The organism is Pseudooceanicola aestuarii, from assembly GCF_010614805.1.
GTDB classification, from domain to species: Bacteria; Pseudomonadota; Alphaproteobacteria; order Rhodobacterales; family Rhodobacteraceae; genus Pseudooceanicola; species Pseudooceanicola aestuarii.
This window is the reverse complement of record NZ_JAAFZC010000007.1, coordinates 48,333-60,342: the sequence shown is the minus strand read 5'-3', so window position 1 is coordinate 60,342 and position 12,010 is coordinate 48,333. Positions and strand designations below refer to the sequence as shown.

Annotated in this window: 4 protein-coding genes; 3 read left to right on the top strand and 1 reads right to left on the bottom strand. The window is 64.6% G+C overall.

The features are described from left to right. The 3 genes from G5A46_RS19610 to G5A46_RS19600 all read left to right on the top strand — a co-directional run. On the top strand, positions 1-841 hold an 841-nt coding region (locus G5A46_RS19610), incomplete at its 5' end, for an NAD-dependent epimerase/dehydratase family protein (RefSeq protein WP_163852352.1). Beyond that, the gene (locus tag G5A46_RS19605) at positions 838-2,088 is read left to right on the top strand and encodes a class I SAM-dependent methyltransferase (RefSeq protein WP_163852350.1); all 1,251 of its coding nucleotides are present in this window, start codon (positions 838-840) and stop codon (positions 2,086-2,088) included. The genes G5A46_RS19610 and G5A46_RS19605, both read left to right, overlap by 4 nt. Continuing rightward, positions 2,085-3,275 (top strand): class I SAM-dependent methyltransferase, encoded by a 1,191-nt coding sequence (locus G5A46_RS19600; protein ID WP_163852348.1) that lies wholly within the window; start codon positions 2,085-2,087, stop codon positions 3,273-3,275. Before G5A46_RS19605 ends, G5A46_RS19600 begins: the two co-directional genes overlap by 4 nt. A 318-nt stretch (positions 3,276-3,593) precedes the next feature. Here G5A46_RS19600 and G5A46_RS19595 read toward each other — a convergent pair whose 3' ends face one another. Continuing rightward, positions 3,594-11,531, bottom strand: a complete 7,938-nt coding sequence (locus G5A46_RS19595; RefSeq protein ID WP_163852346.1) for a tandem-95 repeat protein — start codon at positions 11,529-11,531, stop codon at positions 3,594-3,596. Between the last annotated feature and the right edge of the window lie 479 nt (positions 11,532-12,010).

Sequence of the window (12,010 nt, the reverse complement as noted above, 5' to 3'; positions counted from 1 at the left end):
CCGGATCAACACCCTGGCCACCCTGCGGCTGGGCCGGCTGGCGCGGGCCGCGGGAGTGGCGCGGTTCCTCTTTTCCTCCAGTTGTTCGAATTACGGCGCGGCGGCGAGCGACACCTGGCTGGACGAGGACGCCCCCCTGAACCCCGTCACCCCCTATGCCGTCTCCAAGGTGGAGGCCGAAACCGGGCTGGACGCGCTGGCGAGGCCGGATTTCACTCCGGTCTTCCTGCGCAGCGCCACCGCCTACGGGCTCTCTCCCCGGCTCCGGTTCGACCTGGTGGTGAACAACCTGACGGCCTGGGCCATGGCCACCGGGCAGGTGCGGCTGAAATCCGATGGCAGCGCCTGGCGCCCGCTGGTCCATGTGGAGGACATCGCCCAGGCCTTCCTGCGCGCGCTGGAGGCTCCCCGCGAGCTGGTCCACCGCCGCGCCTTCAACGTCGGGCGCGATGCGGATTGCATGCAGATCCGCGACCTGGCGCAGAAGATCCGCGATGCCCTGCCCGGAACCGAGGTCACCTTTGCCACCACGGCCGCCGCCGACCGGCGCACCTACCGGGTCAGCTGCGCGCGGATCGCCGGCCTGGGCTTTCGCCCGGAATGGGACGTGGCGCGCGGGATCGTCCAGCTGCGCGATGCGCTGCGCCGACAGCCGGTCCCGGTGCAGGAGTTCGAGGGCCCGCGCTATGGCCGCGTGGCGCATATCCGGGCCCTGCTGGCGCGCCACGAGCTGACCGGCGACCTGCGCGACGCCCGGCCCGAGGGCGCGGCCGCCCCGGCGATCACCCCGGCGGCCGTCGGGGCCACCGCCCCGGACCCGCGCGCGCCCACGACCGCATGACCCGGCCTCCGCTCAGCGTGATCACAGCCTGCCGCGCCTGCGGCGCGCCCGATCCGGTGACCATCCACGCCTTTGGCGACACGCCCCTGGCCGACCGGCTGCGCGATCCCGCCCGCCCGGAAACGCCGGATTACCGCGCGCCGCTGACCCTGTGCCATTGCACCGCCTGCGGGTTGGGCCAGCTGCGCGAGACGGTGGCGCCCCGGATCCTGTTCGGCGCCGATTACCCCTATCATTCCTCTGTCTCGCCCGCCCTTCAGGCGCATTTCCACGCCAGCGCCCGCGCCCTCATGGATCGCCTGCCCCTGGCCCCCGGCGATCTGGTGATGGAGGCTGCGTCGAATGACGGCGTGATGCTGGCCCCCTTTCACGCCGCCGGGCACCGGGTGCTGGGCATCGACCCGGCCGATGGCCCCGTCGCCCACGCCCGCGCCCGCGGGATCGACACGCGCCATGCCTTCTTTACCGCCGCCCTGGCCCGGGAGATGGCCGCCGAAGGGCTGCGCGCCCGGATCTTCCTGGCCAACAACGTGCTGGCCCATGTCGCCGATGTCACCGATTTCACCGCCGGGATCGCCGCCCTGCTGACCCCCGACGGACTCGCGGTGCTGGAAGTGCCCTGGCTGCTGGACCTGATCGACGGCGGCGCCTTCGACACGATCTATCACCAGCATCTGCTCTACCTGTCGCTGACCGCGCTGGTGCCGCTGTTCGCGCGGGCCGGTCTGGTGCTGAACGATGCCGAACCGCTGGCGATCCACGGCGGATCGCTGCGCCTGTTCGTCGGTCGCCAGCCCGGGCAAAGCCCCCGGCTGACGGCTCTGCTGGCGCGGGAGGCGGCGCGCGACATCCGGTCCCCGGATCTCTATGCGCCGCTGCTGGACCGGATGGGCCAGATCGCGCAGGACACCCGCGCCGCCCTGCTGCGGCTGAAGGCACAGGGCGCCCGCCTGGCCGGATACGGCGCGGCGGCCAAGGCCACCACCCTGTTGCATCTGCTGGACCTGCCCCCCGGCACCCTGCGCTGCATCTACGACAAGAGCGATTGGAAACAGGGCCTGGCCATGCCCGGCACCGATATCCCCATCCGCCCGGCCAGCGCCCTGCACGCAGACGACACCCCCGATGCCCTGCTGTTGCTGGCCTGGAACTTCGCCCCGGAGATCATCGCACAGAACGCCCCCTACCTGGCGCGGGGCGGGCGCATCCTGATCCCCGTCCCCCGGCTGAGAGAAATCACCGCATGACCCCCTGCCCCGCCTGCGCCGCGCCGCTGGATCCACCCGTTTACCGCACCGGGCCGGTGCCGGTGCATTCCTGCCTGATGCTGGACGGCGCCGCCGCCGCCGCGGCCTTTCCCACCGGAGAGGTCCATCTGGCCCCCTGCCCGGCCTGCGGCCTGGTGGTCAACACCGCCTTCGATCCGCGCTGGTCGGCCTATGCGCCGGAATACGAGGATCAGCAAAGCTTCTCCCCCCGGTTCAACGGCTTCGCCGCGGATCTGGCGCGCGGGCTGATCGCCCGGCACGGGCTGGACGGCGGTCAGGTGGTGGAGATCGGATGTTCCAAGGGGGATTTCCTGCACCTCCTGGCCGAGCTGGGGGACATGCGGGGCACCGGCATCGACCCAAGCGCCCTGCCCGGCCGCCTGCCGCCACCGCGCCGGGGCAGCCTGCGGCTGATCCCCGAGTATTACACCGATGCCCATCTGGACCTGCCCGCCGATCTGCTGTGCGCGCGCCACATGCTGGAACATGTCGGCCCCGTGGCCGAAATGCTGGGCCGGATGCACCGCCACCTGGCTGCCAATCCCGGTGCCGTGCTCTGTATCGAGGTGCCGGATGCCACCCGGATCTGGCAGACCGGCGCCTTCGAGGACATCTATTACGAGCATTGCAGCTATTTCACCGCCGGATCTCTGGCGCGGGCGCTGCGCCGCGCGGGCTTTGGCCTGCTGGAGCTGCGGCGCGAATACAACGGGCAATACCTGGTGGCCGAAGCGGTGGCCGATCCCGCCCGCGACCGCCCCGCCCCCCTGGCCGAACCGGCGCGAGAGACCACGCGCGCCATCGCCGGTCTGGCCACCCGTGCGGCGGCACAGATCACCGGCTGGCAGGGCTGGCTGCGCGGCGCCGCGCGGCGGGGAGAGCCGGTGGCGATCTGGGGATCGGGGTCGAAATGCGTGGCCTTCCTGCGCGCCATGGGGCCAGAGGCCGCCCGCGCCGTCACCACCCTGGTGGATATCAACCCGCACCGCGCGGGCCACTTTGCCCCCGGCATGGCGCTGCCCGTCTCCCGCCCCGAGGATCTGACCCGGTCCCCCCCGGCCAGGGTGATCGCGATGAACCCGATCTATACCGCAGAGATCACCGCACGCCTGGCCCGGCTGGGACTGAGCCTGCCGGTGCAGGCCCTGGGCACCCCGCCCGCCTGACACCTCGTCCGGCCCCCGCCTGCGCGCGCGGCGCGGTGGGCGGCGCCCGGTCCCCTGCCGGGGCACCCCGCCCCTGCCCCGTCGGGCAGGCCGACCGGGTTTGGCCCGCCTTCCATCCAACGGCGGCCGGAGCGGCGCGCCTCTGGCCCTCCCACCGGTCGAGCCCCGTCTTGCAGCCGGGCCGGTCTTGCGACCGGGGTCCGACCGCCGGGAGCAGCCCCCCCGAACCGCCCCCGCACAGAAAAACCGCCGGCCCCTGGGGACCGGCGGTTTCCGTTTCTGTCAGGCGGCGACCGAAGCCGCCGCGCTGTATGGATCTTAGGGAACCGGAGTGATCGCGATATCGATATCCGAGGACGTCACCACACCGACCAGGTTGGGCAGGTCGATGATGATATCGTCGATCCCGGTATCGGAAACGAATGCATCATCGTCGATGGACGCCCCGGTCCAGGCGGTGTTGCCCAGGACGTCGATCCGCAGCTGGTTGTTGACCTCGTCGAAGATGATCGTGCCTTCGACATTGGAGGCCGCCGTGGAGCTCCCGCTCGAGAAGGTGGCGAAGTTGATCAGGTCCGTGCCATCGGCATAGCTGGTCCCGCTCAGCACCCCATCAAGATCGCCACCGTCGATCCGGATCTTGTCCGTACCGGCCACGAAGTCGGTGATCACCATTGCGGTGTCATACCCCGGCTGGCCGCCGGCATCGTCGGCCAGAACGTTGCTGCTGACCACGAAGACATCATTACCATCGTTGCCTTGCAGCGTGTCGTCGGCATTGGACGCCGTCAGCACATCGTTGCCATTGCCGCCGTAAAGGGCGGTGCTGGAGATGTCGTCGGTCGAGATGACCAGACCCAGCTTGATGTTGCTCACCTCGGCGCTGCCGTTGCCGTTGACGTCCTCGAACGCACCTTCTTCCAGGGTCAGGGTGTCGATCTGTGCCTGACCGAAGGAGGCACCAGCTTCAAGTTCCTGGAAGCCCCACACATCGCCGAAGAAGCTACCACCCGGCGAATTCATCTCCACCGTCAGCGAGGTCGCGGTCACTGCCGTGCTGCCGTCCTCGATGTCATCGGCGCCGAGCGGGCCCTGCTCGATCGAGACATTGCCCCCGGAGCCATCGACCCAGGTGATCAGGGTGCCATTGCCGCTTCCCGAACCCAGGTTACCCTCGTCGATGTCAGCGACATCGAAGGTGCCGTTGAAGGTGATCGTCCCGGCGTCGTAGTCAAAGACGGCATCCGTGATGCTGAAGTCCGGGCCGATCCGGTCGATGATCGCCGTATCGTTGGCCGTGGCCGTGTTGCCCGCCGCATCCGTCACCGTGGCGGTGAAGGTCACGGTGCTGTCTTCCTTGAACCCGGCAGAGGTGATGTCACGGTCTGCAGAGTAGAAGGATGCAAGCGTCCCCGCGCTGCCCAGCGGCAAGTTCACCGGGTTGTCCGATGCATCGACCCCGCTGGCGGACAGGACCACATTTGCCCCGCCTTCGTTGGAGACGTTGCCGGTGAAGGTGACATCGTCCTCTTCATCGGCGTTGATCACGGAACCATCCGCGATGTTCAGCGTGATCCCGACAACCGTGTCCTTGGTCAGGGACGTGTCGTCCGTGGCCAGGTTGCCCGCGATGTCCGTCGCTTCGGCGGTCACGGTGACGTTGCCTTCGGCCAGGGTGGTCAGGTTGACGCCGGTGACTTCCCAGGCGCCGTTCTCCACGGTCACATCCTGATCGATGGAGTTGACCCCATCGGAGAAGGTGACCGTGACGGTGACCCCGTCAGCGATCCCGGAGACGGTGCCGCTGGCGTTGACCGAGGAGACTTCGGCTGCGTTGATGTAGCCATCGTCGATGTCATCGGTGGACACATCGTCGATCACGATCGACGCCGTGGTGTCGATCACCAGATCCTGCGTTGCCGCAGCACTGGTGTCGGTGGCGCCGAAGTTGTCCGTGATCGTCGCCGACAGGGCGTAGGTGCCGTCAGCGATCGGGCCTGCGGCCAGCGTGAAGTCCACGTAGCCGTTGGCGATGTCAGCCGCCATCAGGACGATCGGAGCAACGGGGGCGGATGCGCCCGTCAGGGTGACCGTGTCGCCTTCCTGAGCACCCGTCCCGTCCGTTGCGGTCGAGAAGGACACACGCACCACCGGCGCATCATTGTCGTTGGTGATGAAATCGTCGCTCTCGGCGCCGGTGTCATCCGTCACGGAGGTGATGGTCGGTGCGTCGATGGCCGTCGTGTCGTCCAGGTACAGATCAACGGCCTGCATGGCGGTCACGCCGGCGTCCACCTCGATCTGGATGTCGTTGGCGTTCAGAACACCGTCATCGTTGACATCGATCCAGATGGTCGGTGCCTCGGTGCCGTTGCCCTGCTGGAAGACCCAGTCGAGCTTGTCGTTGTTGGCCGTTGCGCCGATGGCACCCTGAGCCTGGGCGAAGTTCGCCGCATTGCCGACAAAGACCACGTCACCCGGGGTTTCACCCACTTCCTGCAGCACCGATTCCTCGATCAGGATCTTGTCGGATCCGCTGACGAAGTCGGTGATCAGGTCGTGGCTCAGACCGGAGCTGTCGCTGACATTGGCGATGCGGAAGACATCGTTGCCCTCGCCGCCGGTCAGCATGTCACCCTCGGAAGAGATGCCTTCGACATCCGCGCCGCCGGTGATGACGTCATCGCCGGAGCCGCCAACGATGGTGTCGTTGAACTGACCTTCACCGCCGAAGAGCACATCGTTGCCCGTGCCGCCGTCGATATCGTCAGAGCCTGCGCCACCGTCAACGGTGTCGTTGCCCGTGCCGCCTTCGACCGTATCTTCACCATCGCCGACCATGACCTCGTCATTGCCGCCGCCAGCCTGGATGCTGTCGTCGAAGTCGTGGTCGATATCGGTGGTGATGGAGCCCGACGCGTTGGAGGCGCTGCCATCGTAGTTCACCGCGGCGTCGAAATCGTTGCCGTCGATGTTCAGCATGTCACCGGATTCAAACCCGCTTTCGACGATCGTGGCGAAGTCGCCCAGATTACCGGTGGAACCGAGGTTGACGGTTTCGACGGAGTTGTTGTCGATCACCGGGCTTTCGATCGGGAAGGGCGACCCGCTGGTGATCTCGGTGATGTTCAGCGCCTCGAAGCCGGTGACGCCGGACAGATCCGTGGCATCCGTGGCACCCTGATCATCGCTGATCGCCAGGTTGAACACGTCGCCGCCATCGCTGCCGCCGGTAATCGTGTCATCGCCGTTGATGTCGCCACCGCCCACGGCATTCACCGTGATGTCGGCCGTGGTTGCACCGGCATCGAACATGTCGTCGCCGCCAACATCCCCTTCCTGGGAGCCGTCCAGCTCCAGCGTCAGGGCGTTGGTAAAGGCTGCATCCACCGTCAGCTGGTCATCGCCATTGCTGCCGAAGACCGTGGTCAGGCCGGCATTCTCTGCCCGCTGACCCAGGGTCGCGTTGATCGCCCCGGTGGTGGAGTACAGTTCCTCGACATTGCTGACACTGATGAAATCGTCGTCGATGAAGACGCCGCCCAGCTGATCGATCGCATCATCGCCCGACCCACCGTCGAAGGAGGTGGAGGCGCCCAGATCACCGCCGGCGATCTGGAAGACGTCGTCGCCCGCGCCGCCGTTGAAGTCGATGTCGTTGTTCACCCCGGTGTTGAACTTGGACAGGGTGTCATCGCCATCGGAGCCGGTGAAGTTGAAGCTGAAGTCGGCATCGACATCCGCTTCCGGACCGTTCGGGTTGTTGTTCCCGTCGATCACGACGTTCAGGCTGTCCTCTGCCTCGCCATTGGACCCATCGATTTCGATATCGGTCACGGTGCCGACATTGCCACCCTGGAAGGTGATGCTGTGGTGTTGTTCGTCAAAGGACCCATTGTCGAACACATCCCCATCGGATTGCAGGGTGTAGCGCTCGATGCTGGTCACCGTGTCGAGGTTCACCATCAGATCGATGTTGTTGCCGCTTTCGTTCTGCAGCTCGACCGTGTCGGTGCCGGCACCGCCATCGAGGGTAGTGCTGCCCCAAGTATTGGAGTCGATCGTGCCATCGGCCACCTTGATCAGGTCGTCACCGTCGCCGGCGCGAACCTCGTCAAGATAGGCATCGCCATCCGCCTCAAGAGAAATGATATCGGCAAAGTTGGTCGCGGTGATATCCGCCTGACCCGCACCTTCCAGGAAGATCAGCCCGGCGCCAAAGCCGCTGGCATCCACCGTGTAGCTGGATGCGTTCCGGCCATCAACGACCTTGAAACCATTGCCGTTGTTGTAGGCTTCGCTCCCGAGAGAGACATCTCCGTCCCGAATATCCAGAACCTCGACATTCCCGACATTCGCGAATGCGCCATCGCTGACAGTATTCACGGTGTCCAATTGCAGAACGTCGCCCATGTTCGCCGTCATGAAGAAGGACGCCGGAACATTGTCGGTATCAAAGCTGTCGATCCCGGTATCCGCGCCACCGTCGATGCTGTCGTCAGCGCCGAAATTATCGCCAAAGATAAACAGGTCGCTGTCCGCGCCGCCGGTGATCTGAACGGTGTTGAGGCTGCCCTGCGCATGATCAACGGTGAATTTCTCCGACGCGGTCATTTTGGAGCCATCCAGGTGGATGGACTGACCGTTGTCGAAGTCCGCATGAAGCGTGATCTTTTGCTGGCCAAACAGGGAGGGGAAACCGCCAACCTTCTGCGTCACCGGGTCTACCGTATTCTCGACAAGGAGGGTTTCCACCCCGGTCACGTACTCGCCCAGGATTGCGTTGACGCCGCGACCTTCGATCACGATCGTATCATCATCGGCGCCACCTTCCACAGTGTCGTCGATGTTCAGTTCCCCGTCATCGAAGATGAAGATATCGTCGCCAGCGTTGCCATACAGTTCATCATCGCCGTCGTTCGCGGCCAGGATATCGGCCCCTGCCCCGCCTTCCAGCGTGTCGTCGTTATGGCTGCCGACCAGGGCGATGCCCTTGGTCAGGACAGACGCGTCGAAATCCAGGCTGGTCGCGTTGGTGGCGTTCACGACGATCATGTCGTTGTTGGCGCCATCATTGTAGGTTTTGAACTCGGAGACACTGCCGATGATGAATTCGAACACGCCATTGCCTTGGGAGTTCGCATCCTCAATCACGTTGATGCATTCGAACTGGGTAACGTCGTTCAGCCCATCGGTTTCACCCGAGGAATTGCTGCCGACGATGTTCAGAACGTCCGTGCTGGTATCGGCAGCGCCGGCTGCGTCATGACCACCGGCCAGGATATCGTAAGTGCCTGCGGAAGAGGTCGTGTTACGCCCCACCAGGGTCTCGCCGCGGGTCCAGACCTTGTCGGAGCCCATGCCGCCATCGACCCGCTCTTTCGAGACGTCGGAGCTGCTGCCGGTGTCGATGACATCATCACCGGAACCGCCGTTCAGAATGTCGGAGCCATCGCCACCCAGCAGGATATCGTTGCCGATGCCGCCGAGGATGTAGTCGTTGCCTTCCTGACCGCTCATGAAGTCATCGCCGGAACCGCCGAAGATGTCGTCGGCACCGCCTTCGCCACCCAGCACATCGTTACCGGCAAAACCGCGCAGCACGTCGTTTTCGTCAGACCCGTCGATCCAGTCGTTGCCGCCCGTGGTGCTGCCGTTGAAGGTCACACCCTGGTTGGCATCTGCCAGGGACAGTTCCACGCCACCGGTGCCGAAGGCGTTGATCGTGTCGATGTCATCGGGCGTATCATGGTCAAAGCCCGTGACATTCGCATCGTGATCCGCAACGCCGTTGCTGCCGAAGAGCGTGAAGGAATTGACAGGCGAGGGTGCCGTGATGGTCACGCTTCCGGCTTCCAGACGCACGTTGCTGACGATGTCGTCATCGCCCATCGTCACGCGCAGGTCGGAGGTGATGTTCAGCGTCTCGGATCCGGTGCCCTGGCCGTCGTTGTCCAGGTCGTGGATGCGGATATGGCCGGCGCTGTCCTCGACGATGATGTTGATCGTTTCGACCGCGCCATCGATGTTCAGCGTGCCCACGTCCATGCCGGAAGTGGTGGAGTTGGTGATCCGGATGTTGATGTTGTCATCACCGGAAGTCTTGGAGTCGCGGCCGTCGAAATCGACATCCACGTCACCGCCGGTGGGATCGTTGGTCAGGTTGTCCAGCGTCAGTTCAAAGGTGGTGTCACCGCCAACCTGCACACCGTCCGCGAAGTTGAAATCAACATCGGCAGAGCTGTTGGTGACGCGCAGATCCGTGGCGTCGGTGCCGGACAGATCGTAGTTCGCTTCGTCGGGGCCAGGGCCTTCCTCGCTGGTGACCTGGATGATTTCCACGCCGGTGGTCTCGAAACCGGAGAAATTCGCATTCCCCTGGGAGAAGACCTGCAGCATGTCGGCATCGCCGGCACCGCCGTCGATCTTGTCGCCCGCGTTCAGCGTGCCTTCGGCGCCGACCACGATGTCGTTGCCCGCCCCGCCGGAGATGTTGTCGATCCCCGCGGTCAGCTGGTCGTCAACCGGAGTGACGTTGATCGTCACGGTGCCGGTGTCGGCCGTACCCTCACCGTCGATGACGACGTAGGTGAAGGACGCCGTGCCGTTGAAATCGGCCGTCGGCGTGAAGGTGTAGGTGCCGTCGGCATTCATCGTCACGGTGCCGGCGCCGTTGGTCGGCTGCGACTGGACCGAGTAGGTCAGCGTGTCGCCGTCGATATCCGTCGCGGAGACGGAACCGGTTTCGGCCACATCCTCGAAGGTGTCGAGGGTGGAATCATTGGCCACGACCGGATCGTTGGTCGGCGCGACGTTCACGGTGATCGTCTCGCTCAGCGTCACGGTACCGTCGGTGACGGTGTAGGTGAAGCTGTCGGTGCCGTTGAAATCGGCGTTCGGCGTATAGGTGAAGGTGCCGTTGGCATTCACGGTCACGGTGCCGTTGGCGGCGACCGGTGCGGCCGGGCCGTAGGTCAGCGTGTCGCCGTCGATGTCGGAGGCCACGGGCAGCGTGCCGTTCAGCGTCGCATCTTCGTCCACGTTGTAGGACGCCGCGACCACGCCGGTGGGCGCGTCGTTGACCGCACCCACGGTCAGGGACACGGTGGCCGTGCCGGTGCCGCCATCCGTATCGGTGACGCGGTAGGTGAAGCTGTCGGTGCCGTTGTAATCGGCATCCGGCGTGTAGGTGTAGGTGCCGTTCGGGTTCATCGTGACCGTGCCGTTGGACGGGCCGGTTGCGACGGAATAGGCCAGATCGCCGGCCGCATCTTCGGTGTCGGCGCCGCCGACGGTGGCGGCGACAGAACCGTCTTCGGCCACGGAGGCGGAACCGCCGGTGCCCACGGGCGCGTCATTGACGGAGGCGACGGTCACGGTGATCGTGCCGGTGTCGGTGCCGCCATGGCCGTCCTTGACGGTGTACTTGAAGCTGTCGGTACCAAAGAAATCGTCGTTGGAATCGTAGGTGTAGGTGCCGTCAGCGTTCATGGAGACGGTGCCGTTGGACGGGCCGTCGCCTGCTTCGATCGTGTAGGTCAGCGTGTCGGCATCGATATCCGAAGCGGAGGCGGAGGCGGACAGGATGCCGTCTTCGTTCACGGTTTCGAAGGTGTTGGCACCGACGGGGGCGGTGTTCTGGTAGGCGGCGATGAAATCATCGGTCTCGCCCTGGGCCGCGGTCACGGTGGCGGCATCGTCGGTCACGCCATCCAGGATATTGGTGGCGGAGGCGAAGGCCTCGGGCTCGGTCGTGGCGGTGAAGGGCTCGGAATCGATGCCGGCATCGGCGGCGTCGGTGGCCCAGTCGGCGGCGACCTCGATCTTGTTCATGACCGTGGCGCGGTCATTGAAGCCCGGGCCGTTGTCCTGGGCGCCGGAAATGATGTTGATGATCAGCTGGCCGATGTTCTCGGGGTTGGATTGCAACTGGTCGACCCAGTAGTCCAGCCCTTCCTGGTCGGGCACGCGGTTGAACAGGTTCAGGTAGACCTGGCTGATGAAGACGTTGGCATTGGCAACGTTGGGCGAGGTGAAGAAGGGGTATTCCTGCGTCGTCTCGTCCTGCACGGAGAAGGAGGCGGCGATCTGGGCCAGGCTCATGCCGGCGTTGCCGTCCTCGGCCCCGTCGCGGAATTCATTGTAGCGGCCGATCCAGTAGCTCAGACCTGCGGGGTCCGGGGCGCGATCGAAGTAACCAACGTAGATCGCTGTGATGGCGTCTTTGGCCGAGAGAGCCGAAAGGTCGAGTGCCATGATAAATTTCCCTCTGTGATGCGGCGTCGGATCTGCGTCCGTTGCCCCCTGAAAAATGTTTGTCGGCCCGTCTTCAGCCCGCGAAAAATGTCTGCGCATGCCGACGAAAAAGTGCCGGTTCCGCGCGGAATGACCTCCCGGGCCAGTCCAGACGGACCGGCTCGGGAGGGTTTTACCCGCATTTTCGGTGCCGGCCAAGAACTTCTGTATAGCAAATCGTATACCCCGTAGTGAAATCACTGTAGTGCGCTGATATTAAAGTATATTTTTTGTTGATTTTCGTCCCGGAAATGTCCCTGTCGCGGCCCTTTTTTGCCCATTTCACCCGTTGCGTCATGTGCATACGGGACGCGACGTCACATATTTTAGCTTACCGGATAAGCTTAAATACCCGGTAAGTTTAAATACCGGGTAATAATAATTATCCGATAACTTGAAAAATCGGGTATTTCAGTTTATCCGGTTATAAAAAATACCGG

Bases quoted from the DNA above. Each gene is read 5' to 3' on its own strand.
- G5A46_RS19605 (WP_163852350.1), top strand. From the start codon at position 838: ATGACCCGGCCTCCGCTCAGCGTGATCACAGCCTGCCGCGCCTGCGGC.
- G5A46_RS19595 (WP_163852346.1), bottom strand. From the start codon at position 11,531: ATGGCACTCGACCTTTCGGCTCTCTCGGCCAAAGACGCCATCACAGCG.
- G5A46_RS19600 (WP_163852348.1), top strand. From the start codon at position 2,085: ATGACCCCCTGCCCCGCCTGCGCCGCGCCGCTGGATCCACCCGTTTAC.